Genomic DNA, 20,954 nt, shown 5'->3' on the forward strand with positions numbered 1-20,954 from the left:
TCATTTGTCCGTCGGGCGGCAATCAGGCACATCCCAGTAGGGCGGATCACCGATTGCAGTGATCAGACATTCCGCGAACGCCTTGAGCTTGGCCGATGGCGGCGGTCCTTCAGGATACGCGATATAGATGAATTCGCCTTCGGCCTCGACGCCGATACCGACGACCTTGAGTTCACCGGTTCTGATCGCTCCTCCGGCAATGAATGTCGGCAGCAAGGCTATTCCTAGACCCGCGATCGCAGCCTCACGCATGACGTCACCATTGTTGACGAGCAACCCGATCCGACCCCGGACAATCGCAGCGCCGTCGGGGCTGGGAAAGCGCCAATCGGCGACGCCGCGATGGGTGTAGAAAATGCCCCGATGGCTGGCCAGGTCAGCCATTGACGTAGGCGCACCGTTCCGGGCGATATACTCCGGCGACGCGACGAGAACGCGTCGGCTCGCCGCGAGGCGCCATGCTATCAGCCGCGAATCCTGGATCGCACCGTGTCGCACAACCGCATCGTAACCATCTGCAGCGGCATCGGCGCGCCGGTCGTCGAGATCGAGCGTCAGTTCGATCCCTGGATGGCGCGCCAGGAAAGGGTAAAGCGCCGGCCCGAGATGCATGCGTCCAAATGTGACCGGCGCGGAGATACGCAGCGGCCCGACCAGTTCGCCGCGTCGTTCCGCCATGTCGGCGCCGGCGTCCTCCACTTCCCTGACGATGCGGCGCGCTCGTGCGAGGAAAGCTATCCCATCCTCCGTCAGGGTAAGTCTGCGCGTCGTACGATGCAGCAATGTCGTGCCCAGGCTTCTTTCGAGCTCGGCCAAACGCTCGCTCACCACCGATTTGGACAATCGTTGACGCCGGGCAGCTTCGCTGATCGAACCCGCTTCCGCGACGGTGACGAACGTGCCGATGCCTTCAAGCTTCATGATTGTCCGCATTTTCCGAAATCGAGTTCCCGAATTATATGGCTAACCAGAACGAAAGTCCTGCGCCATACTCAAACAAGGTACAGATGATGGTCACGAGACTGGGACCAATTGGCGGAGATTAAGAGATGTTCAGGTTCCTGCTTGGCCTGTTTGGCATGCTTGTGATTTCATTGCCTGCCGCAGCGCAGGTTCAATCGTTGCCCCCTGGCTTCCAGACGCAGGATATCAAGGTGGGTGACGTGACGCTGCATGTCCGTGTGGGCGGACAGGGCTCCCCGGTGGTTTTGATACATGGTTTCGGTGACACCGGTGATATGTGGGGGCCGCTGGCCACCGAACTGTCCCGCGATCACCGGATCGTCATTCCGGATCTGCGGGGTATGGGTCTGTCGTCCCATCCAGTCGATGGCTACGACAAACGGACACAGGCGGCCGACATCCGCGCAATTCTGACCGCGCTTGATATCGACCATGCCATCATTGTCGGGCACGATATTGGCACGATGGTCGCCTACGCCTATGCGGCACGTTATCCGGACAAGACCGAAAAGCTGGTGGTGATGGACGCGCCGGTTCCCGGCATTCCGCCCTGGGATGAGGTCGTGCGCAGCCCGGCGCTGTGGCATTTCGATTTTGGCGGGCCGGATGCAGAGCGGCTGGTGGCGGGACGTGAACGCATCTACCTTGATCGTTTCTGGAACGAATTCGCAGGCGATCCGTCCAAGATCAACGAAGCAACGCGTGAACACTATACCAAGTTCTACGCCCTTCCGGGAGCGATGCGCTCGGCCTTCGCGCAGTTCCGCTCTATCCGGCAGGACGTCGAAGACAACAAGGTATCCATGATGACGAAACTCACCATGCCAGTGCTGGCAATCGGCGGCGAAAAATCCTTTGGAGCAACCGAGGCGGTCGTCATGCGCAATGCCGCGACGGACGTGACCGAAGTCGTGGTACCCCATTCGGGACATTGGCTCATGGAAGAGCAGCCGGAGGCCACGATCGCAGCCGTGAGGACTTTTCTCGACCGGAAGTGAGGCGCACAAGTCTTCGCCCGGCGAGTTCCTTGGCTTGATCCTCAATCGTATCGCCCTGACTGACAGAAAGATTCCGAAGCCGGTAAAAGCAGATGGAGCTCCCAGCCTGCCGCTCCGTACCGAGACAATTCAGATAGTGCCCTCGGCTACGCCGCTCGCAACGGTTGCAGACACTTACCCGGTAACGCCGATCCGTGGGTTCGCCCCCCACGCCGGGGCCGCATTGCCTTCTGCAACCGCTCGCTGGATAGTCCCGGCAATGTTCGAGACTCTAGCGACTCACTGGCCCCAAATCCTTGCGATCATCTCGGTGGTGATGGCGACCGTCGGCATCATCCACGTCGTCATGACCAAGGAAGATGTCCGCGCAGCCACCGGCTGGGTCGGCGTGATGGTGCTGTCGCCTATCATAGGCGTGCTGATCTATGCCGTCGCCGGTATCAACCGCATCCGTCGCGCCTCGATCAGCGCGCAGCGCCCACTTACCGGCGGCGCGGTGTCCGCCAAGCATGAGCGCGACTTTGTCGCCGAAGAGGCCCTGATCGTCGAGCGATACGGGCAGCGGTTCACCGGTCTGCGGACACTGGGCGACAGGGTGGCGCGGCGCGCGCTCCACCCTGGAAACGCAATCGATGTGCTGGAGACAGGCGACGAAGCCTATGCCGCCATGTGCGCGGCGATTGACGGCGCCGAGCGCAGCATCCTGCTCGAGACCTATATTTTCGACAATGATGCCGTCGGCATGCTCTTCGTCGAGGTGCTCGCCGGCGCCGTCCGGCGCGGCGTCACGGTCCGCGTGCTGATCGATGCCGTCGGCGCCCGCTATTCCGTGCCGAGCATCCTGGGGCATCTGCGCAGCGCCGACATCACCGCCGATGTCTTCAACGGTAACATCGTCATGGGCCTGCGCCTGCCCTACGCCAATCTCAGGACCCACAGGAAGATCCTGATCATCGACGGTAAGGTCGCCTTCACCGGCGGCATGAACATCCGCAAGGGCTTCTCGGCCGAGTTCGCCGGTTCCAACTGCGCCAGGGACACGCATTTCCGGGTCACTGGTCCGGTCGTCGCCGATCTCTTCTCGGTCGCCGCCGAGGATTGGCGCTTCGCGACCGACGAACCGTTGAAGGGCGATGCCTGGCGAATTGGGCCGCTGTCGCCTGCGCCCGGCCTGCCCATGCTGGTGCGGGCGGTCGCGTCCGGCCCGGACGCCAGCATCGAGACCAACCACAAGCTGCTGATCGGCGCGTTCTCCGTCGCTCGCAAATCGATCCGCCTGATGTCGCCCTATTTCCTGCCGGACCGTGAACTGATCAGCGCCTTGGCCACAGCTGCAAGGCGCGGCGTCGAAATCGACATCGTGGTGCCGGCGGTCAACAACCTTTTCCTTGTCGACCGCGCTATGACGGCGCAGTTCGATCAGCTGCTGAAGAACTATTGCCGCATCTGGCGCACGAAGGGACCGTTCGACCATTCGAAGCTGCTTTCGATCGACGGCGTGTGGGCGTATGTCGGCTCTTCCAACCTTGACGCCCGGTCGCTGCGGCTGAATTTCGAGATCGACCTCGAGGTCCTCGACGCCGGCTTTGCCAGCGAGATCGGGGCACGGATCGGATCGGCGCTCGCCACCGCAGTGCCGGTGACCCTCGACGCCTTGCGGGCCCGACCTTTCCTAATCAGGCTGTTCGACCGGGTATTGTGGCTCGGTTCGCCCTATCTCTAGCCAAGGTTGGCGCGTGTGAAGCCTGCCTGTCATGGAATATATGCCGACGGCGCCTATTTTGACTGTAGCCCGGTTCCGAATTGAAGCCAGCGAGGACGAGCAGCACGGATATGCACAGAACTGGACGCAGCCTTCCGGCAAGCATGCTTCTATCCATTCGCGACCGCAGGATGCGGAAGGCAAACGCCGGTGCGCCCAAGCGGACAGGCACAACCGGAACGCTGGTTGCCTCCTACAACGTCCACAAATGCATCGGCCTCGACAGGAAGTTCGATCCCGACCGGACCAGCCGCGTCATCCGCGAAATCGATCCTGACGTGATTGCACTGCAGGAAGCCGACAACCGCTTCGGCGACCGTGACGGGCTTCTCGACCTGTCTCGCCTGGAACATGAAACCGGCCTGGTACCGGTGCCGATTGCAGCCAATGGCAAGGGGCATGGCTGGCATGGCAATGTCCTGCTGTTCAAGAAGGGCGTCGTCCGCGACGTGCATCAGATCAGGCTGCCGGGGCTGGAGCCGCGCGGCGCCGTGGTGGCGGAGATCGATCTGGACGGAAATCGGACCCTGCGCGTCATCGCCGCCCATCTCGGTTTGCTGCGCCGGTCCCGTTCGCAGCAGGCCCGCGTCGTGCTGGATATCATGAACAGCCCCGATGCCACGCCGACGCTCCTGCTCGGCGATCTCAACGAATGGCGGCTCGGCAACCGCTCCGCGCTGAATACGCTGCATGTCACCTTTGGCCCGCTGCCGCCGGCAGTGCCCACCTTCCCGTCGAACCTGCCGCTGCTGGCGCTCGACCGCATCATGGCCAACCGGCACGGCATGATCTCGGCCGTGGAGGCGCATGACACGCCGCTTTCGCGGGTAGCGTCCGACCACCTGCCGCTGACGGCATTTGTGCGCCTGTAAGGCAAATTGTCCCGCCTATGACGGCCAACCTGGCGTCCACGGCTATGAAAAGCGATATTGGAACGCTAAGTCTTCCCGCGAGTTCATAAGATTGAACCTAGGAGGACAAGATATGAAAAACCTATTCCTGGCTTCGGTGATGGCATTGGCCGCAACGGCCGCCGTCATTGCGCCAACGCAAGCCGCAAGCTTGATTATCCAGTCCGACGACAACCAGTACTCATCGGACGATCAGCCCGACAACGGTGGCCAGATCATCATCCGCCGCCATCATGACCGTCATTACGATGACAACCAATATGGTGACGATCAGAACGACGGCGCGCAGTTTGGCGACTATCAAGGTGGTGAGTATCGCCGCCACCACCGGCGCGATTACGATAACCAGTATGGTGACGACAGCGTACAGTTCGGTGATTACCAGGGCGGCGAATATCGCCGCTACCACCGGCATCACCGCTGTCATATCGAACTGGTCAGGACCTGGCGCCACCACCACAGGGTGATCGAGGAAGTCCGCGTCTGCGGTTGATCTCGCCCGGAACAACCGGTCGGCACAAGCCGGCCGGTTTTCGCTTTGCCTCATCGGCCGATGATCAGCTGACGAAAATAACGCTGCCATTCGAAGTCGGTGATTTGCGACGGCATCGAACTAGCCGTCGGCGGCGGCCTGCTGATGCGCATGTAACAGGCGCGCCGGCCGTCATGACGCGACAGCAGAAACAGCAGAAACCGAGGCGAAAGACCGGCCGGCATGGCCGGTCAAACCTGTCCAACTGTTAATTCGACTTGGGTCGGTTTCGGCCATATTGGTTGATGGGGGTGAGAGATGCCGCCATGGACCAGCAGTTGGAAATACCCCTGCAGACGCCCCTGCAAACGAATGTCGCGCAACGCCGTTCGCGTGGCTGGATCCCGTGGCTGATCTTTATTGCAATTGTCGCCGCCACCGGCACCTATCTCTACCAACGCCCGCATGTCGAGGCCAGGCAGCCCGGTGGCAGAAGAAACGCGCAACCGATGTCGATCGGCGCCGCCACCATCGAGAAGGGCACGATAGACGTCACCCTCAACGCGCTTGGCACGGTGACCTCGCTCTCCACCGTCACGGTCAAGCCGCAGGTCATCGGCCCGCTTGTCCAGGTGAACTTCAAGGAGGGTCAGGACGTCGCCAAGGGCGATCTGTTGGCTGAGGTCGATCCCCGTCCCTACCAGGCAGCACTCGCCCAGGCCCAGGGCCAGCTGGTGCGCGACCAGGCGATGCTGAAGGACGCCCAGCTCGACCTTGCACGAGACAAGACATTGGTGACCCAGGGCGCGACGACGCATCAGACGCTCGACGCGCAGGTCGCCCTGGTTGCGCAGGACGCCGGCTCCATCCAGGTCGACCAGGCCTTGGTTCAGACCGCGACCCTCAATCTCGACAATTGCCGCATCCTGGCGCCGGTCGACGGCCGCGCCGGCTTGCGCCAGGTGGATGAGGGCAACTACGTCACGCCGGGCGATGCCAACGGCATTGTCGTCATCACAAGGCTGCAGCCGATCAGTGTCCTCTTCACCGTGCCCGAGGACGACTTGCCGGAGATCGCACAGCGCCTGCAGCAGGGCGCCAAGCTGCCCACCACCGCCTTCGACCGCGCCGGCAACAGGAAGCTCGCCGACGGCCAGCTTGAAACCTTCGACAGCCAGATTGATCCGAGCACCGGCACCATCAAGCTGAGGGCGGGTTTCGCCAACGAAACGCGCATTCTCTATCCGAACCAGTTCGTCAACATCGAGCTGCTGGTGGACGAGCACAAGGACGTGGCGATCGCCCCGATCGCTTCGATTCAGCGCGGCCAGCCCGGCACCTTCGTCTATCTGGTCAATCCCGACAGCACCGTCTCCGTGCGCAAGGTCACGCTTGGCGTCACCAATGGCGAGCACGTCGAGATCCTGGCGGGCCTGACCCCCGGCGACCGCATCGTCGTCGACGGCGCCGACAAGCTTCGCGACGGAGCCCATATCAACCTGCAACATGACGGCCAGACACAGGCTCCGGCACAGACAGCCCCGCAGGCCTCGGCGCCTGCACAGGCAGGGACAGCGCCTCAACCGCAGGCGCAGCCACCCGATCAGCCGGTGTCCGCGACGCTGAAGCCGGACGACACCGGCAGGCACAAGGGCCAGGGCCGCAAGCATCGCCATGCGGAGTCCGGGCAGTAGCAATGAGCCCGTCGCGAGCCTTCATTCTGCGGCCGGTGGCGACATCGCTGTTCATGGTCGCCATCATGCTGTCAGGCCTGCTGGCTTACCGCTATTTGCCGGTCTCGGCGCTGCCCGAGGTCGACTATCCGACCATCCAGGTGCAGACCTTCTATCCGGGAGCAAGCCCGGACGTCATGACATCCTCGGTCACCGCCCCACTGGAGGTCCAGCTCGGGCAGATTGCCAACCTGAACCAGATGAATTCGGTCAGTTCGGCCGGCTCCTCGGTCATCACGCTGCAGTTCAGCCTGGCGATCTCGCTCGATGTCGCCGAGCAGGAGGTGCAGGCGGCCATCAACGCCGCCGGCAATCTGCTGCCGGCCGATCTGCCGGCGCCGCCGATCTACGCCAAGGTCAATCCGGCCGATGCGCCGGTGCTGACGCTCGGCCTGACATCGGACACGATGCCGCTGCGCGATGTGCAGCAGCTTGCCGACACAAGGCTGGCGCAGAAGATCTCGCAACTGGCAGGCGTCGGTCTGGTCAGCCTTAGCGGCGGCCAGCGCCCCGCCGTGCGCGTCCAGGCCGATCCGCGCAAGCTCGCCGCCTATGGCCTCAATCTCGACGATCTGCGCACCACGCTGGGCAGCGCCAACGTCAACACGCCGAAAGGCAATTTCGACGGGCCGTCGCGGGCCTACACCATCAACGCCAACGACCAGCTGAAAAGCGCCGAGGAATACCGCTCGCTGATCTTCGCCTACAAGGACGGCGCCCCGGTGCGGCTGAGCGATGTGGCAACGGTGGTCGACGCCACCGAGAACAACAGGCTGGCGGCCTGGATGAACAGCACGCCGGCCATTATCGTCAACATCCAGCGCCAGCCCGGCGCCAACGTCATCGAGGTGGTCGACCGCATCAAGGCGCTGCTGCCGCAATTGCAGGCCTCGCTGCCAAGCACTGTCGACGTCAAGGTGCTGACCGACCGTACCACCACCATCCGCGCGTCCGTGCGCGACGTCGAATACGAACTCACGCTCGCCGTCATCCTCGTCGTGCTGGTCATTTTCGTCTTCCTGCGCAGCGCCCGTGCGACGCTCATCCCGAGCCTCTCGGTCCCGCTGTCGCTGGTCGGCACGCTGGGGGTGATGTACCTGTTCGGCTTCAGCCTCGACAATCTCTCGCTGATGGCGCTGACCATTGCCACCGGCTTCGTCGTCGACGACGCCATTGTCGTCATCGAAAACATCGCGCGCTATGTCGAGGAGGGTGCGACGCCGCTGCAGGCGGCGCTGAAGGGGTCGCAGCAGATCGGCTTCACCATCATATCGCTGACCGTCTCGCTGATCGCCGTGCTGATCCCGCTGCTGTTCATGGGCGATGTCGTCGGCAGGCTGTTCCGCGAATTTTCCATCACGCTCGCCACCACCATCCTGATTTCCGCCGTGGTGTCGCTGACGCTGGTGCCGATGGCCTGCGCCAAGCTGCTCAAGCCGTTGTCGGCGGTGCGCGAGAACGCCCTGCAGCGCGCCAGCCGCGACTTCTTCGACTGGGTGATCAGGGGTTACGGCCGCGCGCTGACCTGGGTGCTCGACCGGCAAACGCTGATGCTTCTGGTGGCGGCGGCCACGCTGGTGTTGACGGCAGCACTCTACGTGGTCATCCCAAAGGGTTTCTTCCCGGTGCAGGATACCGGCGTCATCCAGGCCATCACCGAGGCGCCGCAATCGGTGTCCTATGCCTCGATGGCCGAGCGGCAGCAAGAACTGGCGGCGATCATCCTGAAAGACCCCGATGTCGACAGCCTGTCATCCTTCATCGGCGTCGACGGCACCAACACCACGCTCAATGTCGGCCGCATCCTGATCAACCTCAAGCCGCATGAAAAGCGCACCGCCGACATCACGCAAGTCATAGCAAGGCTGAAGCAGGCGACCGCCGCCACGGCCGGCGTCACCCTCTACATGCAGCCGGTGCAGGACCTGACCATCGACGGCACGGTCAGCCGTACGCAGTATCAATTCGTGCTGCAGGACGCCAATCCAGACGAGCTGACGCTATGGACGCCGAAGCTGCTGGCCAGGTTGAACACGCTGCCGCAGATCGCCGACGTCGCCAGCGACCTGTCGGATGCCGGGCTCGCCGTCTTCGTCGACATCGACCGCGACCAGGCGGCGCGCTTCGGCATCACGCCGGCGACGATCGACAACGCGCTCTACGACGCCTTCGGCCAGCGCATCGTCTCGACCATCTTCACCACATCCAGCCAGTACCGGGTCATTCTCGAAGCAGATCCCTCTTTGCAGGATTCGCTCAACGCGCTGTCCTCCGTCTACCTGCCGTCATCGAGCGGCGGCAGTCCGGTGCCGCTGGCCGTGGTCGCCAGCACTCACGTCGCCACCGCACCGCTGCAAATCTCCCATATGGGGCAATTCCCCGCCACCACAGTGTCGTTCAACCTGGCACCCGGCGTGTCGCTTGGCGAAGCGGTCACCGCGATCCAGCAGGCGCAAAGCGACATCGGCATGCCACTCAGCGTCATCACCAATTTCCAGGGAGCGGCGCGCGCATTCCAGGCTTCGCTCGACAACACGCTGTTCCTGATCCTGGCGGCGGTGATCACCGTCTACATCGTGCTCGGCGTGCTCTATGAGAGCTTCATCCACCCGATCACCATCTTGTCGACACTGCCTTCGGCCGGCATCGGCGCGCTGCTGGCACTGATGATCGCCGGCGAGGACCTGACCATCATCTCGATCATCGGCATCATCCTCTTGATCGGCGTCGTCAAGAAGAACGCCATCATGATGATCGACTTCGCGCTCGACGCACAGCGCAACGAAGGCAAGGCGCCGCGCGAAGCCATCTACCAGGCCTGCCTGCTGCGTTTCCGCCCGATCCTGATGACGACGCTGGCGGCGATGCTGGGCGCGCTGCCGCTGATGCTCGGCACCGGCGTCGGCTCGGAACTGCGTCATCCGCTGGGCCTCACCATCGTCGGCGGCCTGCTCGTCAGCCAGTTGCTGACGCTGTTCACGACGCCGGTTATCTACCTCTGGTTCGATCGCCTTGCCGCCCGGCTGCGAGGCGTCCACACCGACCTTCCGCCTGCGTATGGTGCGGACGCCGCGCCATGAACCTGTCGGCTCCCTTCATCCGGCACCCGGTCGCAACGACCTTGCTGACCTTCGGCCTGCTGGCGGCAGGACTGGTGGCGTTTCCGCAATTGCCGGTGGCGCCGTTGCCCGAGGTCGACTACCCCGTGATCTCGGTGCAGGCGTCGCTGCCGGGCGCCAGTCCGCAGGTCGTGGCAAACACGGTCGCCAGCCCGCTCGAACGGCATCTCGGCGAGATCGCCGATGTCAACGAAATGACGTCGTCGAGCAGCGTCGGCAGCGCGCACATCACGTTGCAGTTCGGCCTCGACCGCGACATCGACGGCGCCGCGCGCGATGTCCAGGCGGCGATCAACGCGGCGCGCGCCGACCTGCCGTCGAGCCTGCATTCCAACCCCACCTATCGCAAGGTCAATCCGGCCGACGCGCCGATCCTCATTCTCACCCTCACCTCCGACACTCTGTCGAAGGGGCAGCTGTACGATGCCGCCAGCACCGTGCTGGCGCAGAAACTCTCACAGGTCGATGGCGTTGGCGAGGTGTCGGTGGGCGGCAGTTCGCTGCCGGCGGTGCGCGTCGAGCTCAATCCGCAGGCGCTCTATGATTACGGCATCGGGCTGGAGGATGTGCGCGCGGCCCTCGCCTCGGCCAACGCCCACAGCCCCAAGGGTGCCATCGACGTCGGCCCGCAGCGCTATCAGATCTACGCCAACGACCAGGCCAACCATGCGGACGCCTATCGCTCGCTGGTGGTGGCCTATCGCAACGGCGCCCCGGTGCGGCTTTCAGACGTCGGCCAGGTCAACGATTCCGTCGAGAACATCCGCAATGCCGGTCTTGCCAACGGCAAGCCGGGGGTGTTGATCATCCTCAACCGCTCGCCCAATGCTAACATCATCGCCACGGTCGACCGCGTAAAGGCGCTTATGCCGTCGCTGCGCGCCTCGATCTCGCCGGCCATCGATCTGTCGCTGGCGGTCGACCGCTCGACCACCATCCGCGCCTCGCTGCGGGAAGTCGCGCAGACGCTGATGATCGCCATCGGCCTGGTGATCCTGGTCGTCTTCGCCTTCCTGCGCGATCTGCGTTCGGCACTGGTTCCGATCGTGGCGGTGCCGGTGTCGCTGGTCGGCACGCTGGGCGCCATGTACCTGCTCGGCTTCAGCATCGACAATCTGTCGCTGATGGCGCTGACAGTGGCCACCGGCTTCGTCGTCGATGACGCCATCGTCGTGCTCGAGAACATCTCCCGCCACGCCGCTTCCGGCATGGGCCGCATAGAGGCGGCGATCAAGGGAGCGCAGGAAGTTGGCTTCACCGTGCTGTCGATGAGCCTTTCGCTGATTGCCGTCTTCATTCCCATCCTGCTGATGGGCGGCATCATCGGCCGGCTCTTCCGCGAGTTCGCCATCACGCTGTCGGCCGCAATCCTGGTCTCGCTCGCCATTTCGCTGACCACCACCCCGATGATGTGCTCGATCCTGCTGCGCGGCGAACGGGATCGCAGCCATGGCTGGCTCTACCGGTTCAGCGAGCGCGTCTTCGACGCCATGCTGAGCGGCTACCGCCGCTCGCTCTCCTGGGCGCTGGACCATCCGCTGCTGATCATGGCGGTGCTCGCGGCGACGCTTTGCCTCAATGCTTATCTCTACATCACCATCCCCAAGGGCTTCTTTCCGCAGCAGGATACCGGCCGGCTTGTCGGCTCGATCCAGGCCGACCAGGCAACCTCCTTCCAGCTGATGTCGCAAAAACTCAGCCAGTTCGCCGGCATCGTCAGCAAGGACCCTGCCGTCGATGCCGCTGTCGGCTTCACCGGCGGCGGCCAGACCAATTCCGGGTCTATGTTCGTGTCGCTGAAGCCGCTGGCCGAACGCAAGGTTTCCGCCGACCAGGTGATCGCCCGGCTACGGCGCGAACTCGCGGTGGTGCCGGGCGCCACCCTCTTCCTGCAGGCGGTGCAGGATATCCGCGTCGGCGGGCGTCAGTCGAACGCGCAGTACCAGTACACGCTGCAGGGCGACAGTTTCGACGACCTCGCGCAATGGGCGCCGAAACTCGCGGCGGCACTGCAGACCGAGCCGAAGCTGACCGACGTCAACAGCGACCAGCAGAACAAGGGCCTGGAGGCGGATATCGTCATCGATCGCGACACCGCGACGCGCCTCGGCATCACCGTCGGCCAGATCGACAACACGCTCTATGATGCCTTCGGCCAGCGCCAGGTTTCCACCATCTATGTGGCGCGCAACCAGTACCACGTCATCATGGAGGTGGCGCCGCAATACTGGCAGAACCCCGAAGCGCTGAAACAGGTCTATGTCAGCACGTCGGGCGGATCGGTGCATGGTTCGCAGGCGAGCAATGCGGTTGCCGGTACATTCGTCGCGCCGGGACAGTCCGGCAGCGCCGCGGCCGCAGCGACGGATGCCGCGCGCAACCAGGCGACCAATTCCATCACCAGCACCGGCAAGACTACCGCATCGACTGGATCGGCCGTCAGCACCGGTGCCGAGACGATGGTGCCGTTGTCGTCGGTCGCGAGCTATGGCCCCGGCAGCACGCCGCTTTCGGTCAACCACCAGGGCCTGTTCGTCGCTACCACGCTGTCGTTCAATCTCGCGCCGGGCGTCGCGCTCAGCGACGGGGTCGCGGCCATCAACGCGGCGGCGGACCGCATCGGCATGCCGGCCACCATCCACGGCAGTTTCCAGGGCACGGCCCGGGTGTTCCAGGATTCGCTCTCCGACCAGCCGCTGCTCATCCTTGCTGCGCTCATCGCCGTCTATGTCGTGCTCGGCATCCTCTACGAGAGCTACGTCCACCCGCTGACCATTCTCTCCACGCTGCCTTCGGCCGGCGTCGGCGCGCTGCTGGCCCTGTCGGCCTTCGACATCGAATTCAGCATCATGGCGCTGATCGGCATCATCCTCCTGATCGGCATCGTCAAGAAGAATGCGATCATGATGATCGACTTCGCGCTGGCCGCCGAGCGCAACGGGAACAAGTCGGCGCATGATGCCATCTACCAGGCGTGCCTGCTGCGCTTTCGCCCGATCATGATGACGACCATGGCGGCACTGTTCGGCGCCGTGCCGCTGGCCATCGGCCTTGGCGAAGGCAGCGAACTGCGCCAGCCGCTCGGCATCGCCATCGTCGGCGGCCTGGTGTTGAGCCAGACCCTGACCCTCTACACGACGCCGGTCATCTACATCTATGTCGACCGCTTCGGCTGCTGGTGCCAGAGGCTGCGGTCGCCAAAGTGGCGCCCCTGGCAGCCCGGTGCACAGCCGGGAGAATGAGAAACCGGCCGCCGCCCAAACTCCTCTCTGCGATCAACGGCCTGTAACCTGGCCCGCCTCGGCCTGTTCTCCATGCCTGTGGACCGGGATGGAACGTCTGGACACAAGCGGCGAACGCTGAAAATGTGGTTACGTCGTCTGGGTTGCAGAGGCTCGCTCGGAACACAAGGAGGATGGCGCTGAATCTGGAAGACATTGCCGGCCATCCGGCCCTGCATCGCCATGTTCAGGCACAGTCGCTGGCGCTGATCCACATCTATGAAGAGAGCCCGCGGCTGGCTTCCATTTTCGCCACGCAGCAGCGTTGGCTGATGGGCCATGTCGGACTTGCCATGCATTTCAGGCGTGACCCGCACGATCGCAGCAAGGAACTGACGGTGTCGCGTTTCATCGAGGTCGTGCACCAGCACGCGGTGGCCAGCCGCAACACCGCTGACGCTTTCATCAAGGAGATGCTGCACTACAACATCGCCGAATATGTGTCGGGCGGCGACGGGCGCACGCACCCCCTGCAGCCGACGGCGGCCACCGTGCAAACCTTTACCGGCTGGGTCCTTGCCCATCTGCAGACGCTGGATCAGCTCGACGGCGGGGATCGCCTGACGAGGTTCCTGGGGCGGCCCGAGATGGTTGCCAGGCTGCAGCCTCTTGTGGCGGACGGCCTGCTTTCCTCCAAGCCGGTGCGCGAACCCAACCAGACCTTTTCCCTGTTCATCTGGCTCAACAATGGCGGCATCGTCATGGACTGGCTGATGTCCGGCATCGATCCCGATCATGCCGGCCTGGACCGCATTCCGACCAGCGTGGTTTCGATCGGCGAGTTCGCCAGATGGCTCAAGCTCTCGAGGACCCATCTTGCGCGCAAGCTGCGCGCGGCCGAGAATCTCGGCAGCATCGGCTGGCTCGGCCCGCGCGGCCATTCGGTGATGTGGGTGTCGAAGACGTTCTTCCAGGAGTACATGACCGTCCAGGCCGCCAAGCTGGCCATTGTGGATGCCGCTTTCAACGCCTGTTTTCCGCCAAGCGAGGCCCGCCGACCATTGCCGTGACCCAATGCATATTGCCCAAAAGTGGCCCCGGTTTTTGGGACAACGACATGCATAAAATCAAAGACCTAAAGCGCGTCGCTTGAATCCGTTCAAAAACGCGACGCGCTTTAGGCCTGCCCAGGGAAATCGTAGATCATGCACCAAACCCACGATGCTATGAACCGGCACCGGCGGACTGCTTCTGGACACAGAAGCGGAAGGCTGAAAATGTGGTTGGGTCTTCGCAGCCGTCAGGCCGAATCGGAGCAGGGGGAGAATGGCGCTGACCTCGGAGCTTATTGCCGGCCACCCGGCATTGTATCGCTGTGTCCGTGCCCAGGCGCAGGCGCTGATCCAGGCCTACGGAATGAGCCCTCGGCTCTCGTCGGTGTTCGCCACCCAGCAGCGTTGGCTGATGGCGCATATCGGCCTCGCCTTGCATTTCAGGCGGAAGCCCGATGACTACCGCAAGCAACTGACGGCGGCACGTTTCATCGACGTGATCCGCCAGAACGCCGTCGCCAGCCGCAACACCGCTGACGCCTTCATCAAGGAGATGCTGCATTACAATTTCGTCGAGCTTCTGCCGACGGCACAGGACGGCCGCATCCGCCCGATACAGCCCACAGTAAACACGCTGGAGACGGTCGCCGGCTGGATGATGGCGCATCTGCACACGCTGGACAGCCTCGACGGCGCGAACCGTCTTGCGACGTTCCTCGAACGGCCCGACGCGCTCGCCAGGGTGCAGCCGCTGGTGGCCGACGGCCTGGTCTCCTCCAACCCCGTCCGCGAGCCCAGGCAGACCTTTTCCCTGTTCACCTGGCTCAACAATGGCGGCGTCGTCATGGACTGGCTGATATCGAGCGTCGATCCCGATCATGCCGGACTTGATCAAATCCCGACCGGCATCGTCTCGATCGGCGATTTCGCCAAATGGCTCAAACTGTCGCGAACCCATCTGGGGCGCAAGCTGCGTGATGCCGAGGACCTCGGCAGCGTCGGCTGGCTCGGCCAACGCGGCAATTCGGTGATGTGGGTGTCGGCCGATTTCTACCGCGAATACATGACCGCCCAGGCCGTGAAGCTGGCCATCATCGATGCCGCCTTCGTCGATGCCTTCGGCTTGCCGGCTGGCAGATGATCGGTGCAGCATCCCCCGTGCGGGGGATGCATGGGAGCCCCGGCGTCCTTAATCGATGTCGAACGAAACGCCCTGCGCCAGCGGCAGTGCCTTGGAATAGTTCACCGTGTTGGTGGCGCGCCGCATATAGGCCTTCCACGCATCGGAGCCGCTCTCGCGACCGCCGCCGGTTTCCTTTTCGCCGCCAAAGGCACCGCCGATCTCGGCGCCCGACGTGCCGATATTGACGTTAGCAATGCCGCAGTCCGAGCCGTCGACACCGAGGAAGCGCTCGGATTCCTGCAGGTCGCGGGTGAAGATCGACGACGACAGGCCGGCGCCGACCGCGTTGTGCTCATCGAGCACGGCGTCGAAATCCGAATATTTCATCACATAGAGGATCGGCGCGAAGGTCTCCTCCGTCACCGGCGAAACCTGTTTCGGCATTTCTACCAGCGCCGGATGCACGTAATAGGCATCCGGATGGCCGTTCTCGACCCGGGCGCCGCCGGTCACCTTGCCGCCATGTGAACCTGCCTCCTTCAGCGCCTTCTGCATGGCGTCGAAGGCAGCCTTGTCGATCAGCGGCCCGACCAGTGAAGAGGTCTCCAGCGGATTGCCGACCGAGACACTTTCGTAAGCCTTCTTGAGACGTGGAACCAGGGCGTCATAGACACTGTCATGCACGAACAAGCGCCGCAGCGTCGTGCAGCGCTGTCCCGCCGTGCCCATCGCGCCGAAGGCAATCGCGCGCAGCGCCATGTCGAGATCGGCGGTCGGGCAGACGATGCCGGCATTGTTGCCGCCGAGTTCGAGCACCGCGCGGGCAAAGCGCTTGGCCAGCCGCGGGCCAACGTCGCGGCCCATGCGCGTCGAGCCGGTGGCCGATACCAGTGGCACCTTGGGATGATCGACCAGGATCTCGCCGACCGCGCGGTCACCGATCAGCACCGGCGCCAGGCCCTGTGGCGCGTCGGTGCCGAAACGCTTTACCGCGCGGGCAAAAATCGCTTCGCAGGCGAGCGCCGTCAGCGGTGTCTTCTCCGACGGCTTCCACACCACCGCGTCGCCGCAGACCAGCGCCAGCGCTGCGTTCCACGACCACACCGCGACCGGGAAGTTGAAGGCGGAAATGACGCCGACGACGCCGAGCGGATGCCAGGTTTCCATCATGCGATGGCCCGGGCGCTCGGTGGCGATGGTCAGGCCGTACAATTGCCGGGACAGACCGACGGCGAAATCGCAGATGTCGATCATCTCCTGCACTTCGCCAAGTCCCTCGGACGGGATCTTGCCGACCTCGATCGAGACCAGCCGGCCAAGCTCGGCCTTGTGCGTGCGCAGCTCCTCGCCGAGCAGCCGCACCAGCTCGCCGCGCCGCGGGCCCGGCACCATCCGCCACGCCTGGAACGCCTTGTGCGCGGCATCGATGGTCTTGGCCGCGTCGGCCGGCGAGATCGTCTTCAGCGCCGCGATCTGCTCACCCGTCACCGGGCTGCGCACGATCAGGTCGCCGCCAACAAGCGCGTCCTTGGCCACACCCAGTTTCGCCAGCAGCTCGGCCGTTTCCTTCGCTATGGTCATTTTTTGTCCCTTTCAGATCCCGTCGCCATCATATGGCGCCGGATCAAGCCTTGCGCCATGTCGCCTGCGTGCCGAAAAGACACCTCAGGCACTGTCATGGCGTGGCATTACTCGTTCCAGGGGAAAATCGCCACCCCGGCATGGTCCAAGCCGAGAGCAGACCGTTGAACCAGACCAAAAGTCAGTCATTTCGCCGTGCGGGCAGGTCCCCGTACCGCACCGTCTTTCATCAGCCGGTCGATATGCATGCGGATATGGGCGGCTTCCGCGGCCGTGTTGGCGAGCGCGATGGCGCGGTCGAAGGCGACACGCGCCTCTTCGCCCCGGTCAAGCTGCATCAAAAGGCCACCCTTGAGGCCGAAGAAGTGGAAATAGCCGGAAAGCCTCTGTTCGAGCGGCTCGATCATGGCAAGCGCTTCCGCCGGTCCGCGCACCTTTGAGACCGCGACCGCGCGGTTGAGCGTGATCACCGGCGACGGCTGCATCTGTTCGAGCAGGCCATAGAGCAGGTCGATCTCCACCCAGTCGGTGTCCTCGGACTTCTCGGCCCGGGCGTGCAGCGCGGCAATAGCGGCCTGCACCTGGTAGGGGCCGGGTTGGCGATGGCGCAGCGCCTTGTCGACCAGCGCCAGCCCCTCGTCGATCATCTTGCGGCTCCACAGGCTGCGATCCTGATCCTCGAGCAGCACGATCTCTCCGTCTTCATCGAAACGGGCCGGCGCGCGCGCATGCTGCAGCAGCAACAGCGCCGTCAGCCCCATGATCTCCGGCTCGGTCTGGAACAGCCTGAGCAAAAGCCGCGCCAACCGGATCGCCTCCTCGCACAGCGGTGCGCGCGCCGGCGCCTCGCCGCTGTTGGTCGAGTAGCCCTCGTTGAAGATCAGGTAGACCATGGCGGCGACAGCGGCGAGCCGTTCCGAGCGCTCGACCGCGCCCGGCGTCTCGAACGGCACGCCGGCGTCGGCAATGCGCGCCTTGGCGCGGGTGATGCGCTGTTCCATGGCGCTTTCGCCGACCAGGAAGGCGCGCGCGATCTGCTTGACGGTGATGCCCGAGACGATGCGCAGCGCCACCGCGATCTGCTGCGTCGGCGACAGATCGGGATGACAGCAAATGAACAGCAGCCGCAAGATGTCGTCGCGGTAATGCGCGCCGTCCAGCCGCTCGGCCATATCGCTCTCGGCATCTTCCAGGTCGGAGATCTGGTCTTCCTCCGGCATCGGCGCCTGCTTGGCACGCTTGCGTACCGCATCGATGCCGCTGTTGCGGCCGACAAAGATCAGCCAGGCCGCCGGATCACGCGGTGGCCCGTTCTGCGGCCAGTTCTTCAGGGCTCTGAGACACGCATCCTGGAAAGCTTCCTCCGCCGTATCGAGATCGCGGAAATAACGCAGCAGCGCGCCCATCGCCTGCGGACGGGCGGTGTTGATTGTCGAGCTTATCCAGGCGAGTTCGGTCATGCGGGAATCTTGTTGGTGTGAAACATCTGAACCGGCCGAATCTCGTAGGAGCCGCCGCTCGGGTTGACGTCGGACAGTTCACGGGCGAACTCGACAGCCTCGTCGAGATCTGCGCATTCGAGCGTGTAGAAGCCGAGGAATTGCTCCTTGGTCTCCGCGAAAGGCCCGTCGATGACGACGGCTTCGCCCTTGACCTTTCTCAGCGTCGTTGCCGCCGTGGTCGGCAACAGCCGCGCCACTGGGCCAAGTCGTCCGGCCTGGACGTACTTTTCCTGAACGTTGAGAAGCTTGCCTATGACTTCATCGTCCTGCGCCTTGCTCCACGAGCTGACGACGTCTTCGGAGGCATAGCAGAGGATTGCGTAGAGCATGGTTGGTCCTTTTCTCTGTCAAAGGACGAAACACTAGGACCGATCCCGACACGACGTCGATAAAAAAATCTGGGTGCCGCGCATTTGGCAACCGCCCTTGCCGCCGGTCAGCTTTCGCACACCTTCAGCCATCTCAGCACGAGAGCTTCCTCGCCATCGAGGCCGTCTATCGAGCTCTTATGCTTATTGGCTTGCCCCATTTCGTCGAGCAATCGTCCTTGCGACCAGGCCTCGAACACCTGCGGATGGATATAGCATTTGCGGCAGACGGCGCGCGTATTGCCCAGCCGCTCGGCGACCTTGTCGACGACGCTGTTCATCACCCGCTTTTGCTGCGCCTGGCTTTCCGGCAATTCCGTCTGCGCAAACAGTGACGCGGCGTGGATGGTGCCGCCCCAGGTGCGGAAGTGCTTGGAGCTGAACGCATCGCCAACGGCCTCCCTGATATAGCAGTTGACGTCCTCTGAACGGACCGGCCGCCTGTTGCCGTCTTCGTCGAGATACTGGAACAGTTTTTGGCCGGGCAAGTCCTGCGCGCCGCGCACGATCCTAGCGATGCGGCGATCGACCAGTTTGAGCTTCCACTCCTTGCCGGACTTTCCCTTGAAGGCGAAGCGCAGGCTTGAACCGACGATGTCGACGTGGCGGTCGCGCAATGTGGTCAGCCCGAAACTGTTGTTGTCGCGGGCATAGGCGGCGTTGCCGACGCGGATCATCGTGTTGTCGAGCAGCCAGACGACGGCGGCGACGACACGCTCGAGCGGCAGGCCGCGACGGCGCAGATCGCTGTCGATCCGGCGCCGCAGGGCCGGCAGACTTTCGGCAAAGGCGACAAGGCTAGAATATTTGGCGCCGTCGCGTTCTTCGGCCCAATGCGGATGGTAGCGGTACTGCTTGCGTCCGCGCTGGTCCCTGCCGGTCGCCAGGATATGGCCGTCGGCGTCCGGCGAAATCCACACATCCGTCCAGGCCGGCGGAATGACGATTGCCTCGATGCGCGCCCGCGTGACGTCGGGAACTGGCCGCCCGTCCGGTCCCTTGTAGGAAAAACCCTTGCCTGCCTTCAGCCGCCTTATGCCGGGCTCGGCATCGCTGACATAGGTAAGCGATGCATGATCGGCCGAGGTTTGCGCCCCGTTCTTCGGCACAGCATCTTCGTCAGCCGGCCGGCCGTGCGACGATCCGGATTTTTGCAGCATGTCTGCTCCACGCAAATATCCGTAGATAAGCTGCGGGCCGATTGCTGGTTCCAAAGGTCGTGCGAAAAGCCGGCGACAGCGCTGGCGCCGAGCCTGCTTTCAGGCTTTTTCGAGCACGACCGGAATGACGTCGACAGCCTGTTCGCCGACCTGTCCGCCGGTGGTCTTGAGCACGCCGACGATCGGCGCCACGTCCGAATAGTCGCGGCCGTAGCCGACGGTGATGTGGTCGTTGCTGGCCCGCATGCCGTTGGTCGGATCGAATTCCTGCCAGCCGGCGTCTCGCCCACACCAGACCTTGACCCAGGCATGCATGGCATCGGCGCCTTCCAGCCGAGGCTTGCCCTTCGGCGGGATGGTGCGCAGGAAGCCGCTGACATAGCCGGCCGGAATACCGAGTCCGCGCAGGCCGGCGATCATGATGTGCGAAAAATCCTGGCAGACGCCGCGCTTCAGCCTGAAGGCGTCGCTGGCCCGGGTCCGCACCGTCGTCGCCTCGCCGTCATAGGTGAAATCGCGATGGATGCGATTGCACAGGTCCATCGCCGTGCCGGCGGCGGAGCCGCCGACGCTGCCTTGCGCATAGAGGGTGATCGCACCATCGAGGCCGGCATGGGTGCTGCCCGTCAGGAAATGATGCGGTGCATCCGACGCCAGCGACCGCACCGCTGCGAGCTCCTGCCTGAGCCGGCCGATATCGGGCGACACGTCGAGCCCGGGCTCGGGCCGCGACACCGATACGCGTGCGCTCATCCGGATGTCGAGCGCGTCATGCGCGTCGCGAAAGGCGATCGAGGTGACGTTGTTGCCGAAGAAGTCCGAAAAATCCGAACGCTCGTTGGGCGCCGGTGCGAAGGACAATGACGCGGCGATGACTCGCTGCACGCCGGAAATCGTCGATGGCAGCACGCGTATCTGGTGGCGGCCGCCGCCCGCCGCCGCGGCATAGTCGTAATGGAGATGGAGCCGGATGTCGTAAAGCATGCGCT

General features: G+C 63.8%; 15 protein-coding genes. 9 read left to right on the forward strand and 6 right to left on the reverse strand.

Annotation, left to right across the window (positions count from 1 at the left end; genetic code table 11):
• Window positions 1-924: a LysR family transcriptional regulator gene (locus AC1D2G_RS11980; RefSeq protein WP_477414575.1), complete on the reverse strand. Its 924-nt coding sequence runs from the start codon at window positions 922-924 to the stop codon at window positions 1-3.
• 125 nt (window positions 925-1,049) lie between these two features.
• Between AC1D2G_RS11980 and AC1D2G_RS11985 the strand changes: the two genes are divergently transcribed.
• The 9 genes from AC1D2G_RS11985 (at window position 1,050) to AC1D2G_RS12025 (ending at window position 15,372) form a co-directional block, all read left to right on the forward strand.
• Entirely contained in the window at window positions 1,050-1,961 is a 912-nt protein-coding gene (locus tag AC1D2G_RS11985) for an alpha/beta fold hydrolase (protein ID WP_477398416.1), read from the forward strand.
• A gap of 259 nt (window positions 1,962-2,220) precedes the next feature.
• Window positions 2,221-3,684, forward strand: a complete 1,464-nt coding sequence (locus AC1D2G_RS11990; RefSeq protein ID WP_477414156.1) for a phospholipase D-like domain-containing protein — start codon at window positions 2,221-2,223, stop codon at window positions 3,682-3,684.
• Window positions 3,685-3,794: 110 nt separating this feature from the next.
• A complete protein-coding gene (locus AC1D2G_RS11995; protein WP_477306711.1) occupies window positions 3,795-4,595 on the forward strand; it encodes an endonuclease/exonuclease/phosphatase family protein in 801 nt (266 codons plus the stop codon).
• Between the two features lie 112 nt (window positions 4,596-4,707).
• The gene (locus tag AC1D2G_RS12000) at window positions 4,708-5,127 is read left to right on the forward strand and encodes a hypothetical protein (RefSeq protein WP_095084469.1); all 420 of its coding nucleotides are present in this window, start codon (window positions 4,708-4,710) and stop codon (window positions 5,125-5,127) included.
• 305 nt (window positions 5,128-5,432) lie between these two features.
• The gene (locus tag AC1D2G_RS12005) at window positions 5,433-6,800 is read left to right on the forward strand and encodes an efflux RND transporter periplasmic adaptor subunit (RefSeq protein WP_477414158.1); all 1,368 of its coding nucleotides are present in this window, start codon (window positions 5,433-5,435) and stop codon (window positions 6,798-6,800) included.
• 2 nt (window positions 6,801-6,802) lie between these two features.
• Window positions 6,803-9,919: an MdtB/MuxB family multidrug efflux RND transporter permease subunit gene (locus AC1D2G_RS12010; RefSeq protein ID WP_477414160.1), complete on the forward strand. Its 3,117-nt coding sequence runs from the start codon at window positions 6,803-6,805 to the stop codon at window positions 9,917-9,919.
• Window positions 9,916-13,200 (forward strand): efflux RND transporter permease subunit, encoded by a 3,285-nt coding sequence (locus tag AC1D2G_RS12015; RefSeq protein ID WP_477414162.1) that lies wholly within the window; start codon window positions 9,916-9,918, stop codon window positions 13,198-13,200. Before AC1D2G_RS12010 ends, AC1D2G_RS12015 begins: the two co-directional genes overlap by 4 nt.
• A 173-nt stretch (window positions 13,201-13,373) precedes the next feature.
• Entirely contained in the window at window positions 13,374-14,249 is an 876-nt protein-coding gene (locus AC1D2G_RS12020) for a hypothetical protein (RefSeq protein WP_477414164.1), read from the forward strand.
• A gap of 256 nt (window positions 14,250-14,505) precedes the next feature.
• Complete coding sequence (locus AC1D2G_RS12025; protein ID WP_477414166.1) at window positions 14,506-15,372, forward strand: hypothetical protein; 867 nt, start codon at window positions 14,506-14,508, stop codon at window positions 15,370-15,372.
• A 48-nt stretch (window positions 15,373-15,420) separates the two neighbouring features.
• On the opposite strand, the gene amaB is transcribed toward AC1D2G_RS12025, so the two are convergent.
• The 5 genes from amaB to AC1D2G_RS12050 all read right to left on the reverse strand — a co-directional run bounded on the left by amaB (window position 15,421) and on the right by AC1D2G_RS12050 (window position 20,949).
• On the reverse strand, window positions 15,421-16,935 hold the full coding sequence (gene amaB / locus AC1D2G_RS12030) for an L-piperidine-6-carboxylate dehydrogenase (RefSeq protein ID WP_095084475.1): 1,515 nt from the start codon (window positions 16,933-16,935) through the stop codon (window positions 15,421-15,423).
• 185 nt (window positions 16,936-17,120) lie between these two features.
• Window positions 17,121-18,395 (reverse strand): RNA polymerase sigma factor, encoded by a 1,275-nt coding sequence (locus AC1D2G_RS12035; protein ID WP_477398430.1) that lies wholly within the window; start codon window positions 18,393-18,395, stop codon window positions 17,121-17,123.
• Window positions 18,392-18,766, reverse strand: coding sequence for a YciI family protein (locus AC1D2G_RS12040; protein WP_095084477.1), 375 nt, complete (start codon window positions 18,764-18,766; stop codon window positions 18,392-18,394). Before AC1D2G_RS12040 ends, AC1D2G_RS12035 begins: the two co-directional genes overlap by 4 nt.
• A 107-nt stretch (window positions 18,767-18,873) precedes the next feature.
• Window positions 18,874-19,965, reverse strand: coding sequence for a DNA topoisomerase IB (locus AC1D2G_RS12045; RefSeq protein ID WP_477414168.1), 1,092 nt, complete (start codon window positions 19,963-19,965; stop codon window positions 18,874-18,876).
• Window positions 19,966-20,064: 99 nt separating this feature from the next.
• Window positions 20,065-20,949, reverse strand: coding sequence for a transglutaminase family protein (locus tag AC1D2G_RS12050; RefSeq protein ID WP_477414170.1), 885 nt, complete (start codon window positions 20,947-20,949; stop codon window positions 20,065-20,067).
• Window positions 20,950-20,954: the final 5 nt, after the last annotated feature.

It is taken from the genome of Mesorhizobium sp. P2_C7, from assembly GCF_056404515.1.

What these genes read in the sequence shown, in the direction of transcription:
- AC1D2G_RS11985 (WP_477398416.1), top strand. Translation starts at nt 1,050, where the DNA reads ATGTTCAGGTTCCTGCTTGGCCTGTTTGGCATGCTTGTGATTTCATTG.
- AC1D2G_RS11990 (WP_477414156.1), top strand. Translation starts at nt 2,221, where the DNA reads ATGTTCGAGACTCTAGCGACTCACTGGCCCCAAATCCTTGCGATCATC.
- AC1D2G_RS11995 (WP_477306711.1), top strand. Translation starts at nt 3,795, where the DNA reads ATGCACAGAACTGGACGCAGCCTTCCGGCAAGCATGCTTCTATCCATT.
- AC1D2G_RS12000 (WP_095084469.1), top strand. Translation starts at nt 4,708, where the DNA reads ATGAAAAACCTATTCCTGGCTTCGGTGATGGCATTGGCCGCAACGGCC.
- AC1D2G_RS12005 (WP_477414158.1), top strand. Translation starts at nt 5,433, where the DNA reads ATGGACCAGCAGTTGGAAATACCCCTGCAGACGCCCCTGCAAACGAAT.
- AC1D2G_RS12010 (WP_477414160.1), top strand. Translation starts at nt 6,803, where the DNA reads ATGAGCCCGTCGCGAGCCTTCATTCTGCGGCCGGTGGCGACATCGCTG.
- AC1D2G_RS12015 (WP_477414162.1), top strand. Translation starts at nt 9,916, where the DNA reads ATGAACCTGTCGGCTCCCTTCATCCGGCACCCGGTCGCAACGACCTTG.
- AC1D2G_RS12020 (WP_477414164.1), top strand. Translation starts at nt 13,374, where the DNA reads ATGGCGCTGAATCTGGAAGACATTGCCGGCCATCCGGCCCTGCATCGC.
- AC1D2G_RS12025 (WP_477414166.1), top strand. Translation starts at nt 14,506, where the DNA reads ATGGCGCTGACCTCGGAGCTTATTGCCGGCCACCCGGCATTGTATCGC.
- amaB (WP_095084475.1), bottom strand. Translation starts at nt 16,935, where the DNA reads ATGACCATAGCGAAGGAAACGGCCGAGCTGCTGGCGAAACTGGGTGTG.
- AC1D2G_RS12035 (WP_477398430.1), bottom strand. Translation starts at nt 18,395, where the DNA reads ATGACCGAACTCGCCTGGATAAGCTCGACAATCAACACCGCCCGTCCG.
- AC1D2G_RS12040 (WP_095084477.1), bottom strand. Translation starts at nt 18,766, where the DNA reads ATGCTCTACGCAATCCTCTGCTATGCCTCCGAAGACGTCGTCAGCTCG.
- AC1D2G_RS12045 (WP_477414168.1), bottom strand. Translation starts at nt 19,965, where the DNA reads ATGCTGCAAAAATCCGGATCGTCGCACGGCCGGCCGGCTGACGAAGAT.
- AC1D2G_RS12050 (WP_477414170.1), bottom strand. Translation starts at nt 20,949, where the DNA reads ATGCTTTACGACATCCGGCTCCATCTCCATTACGACTATGCCGCGGCG.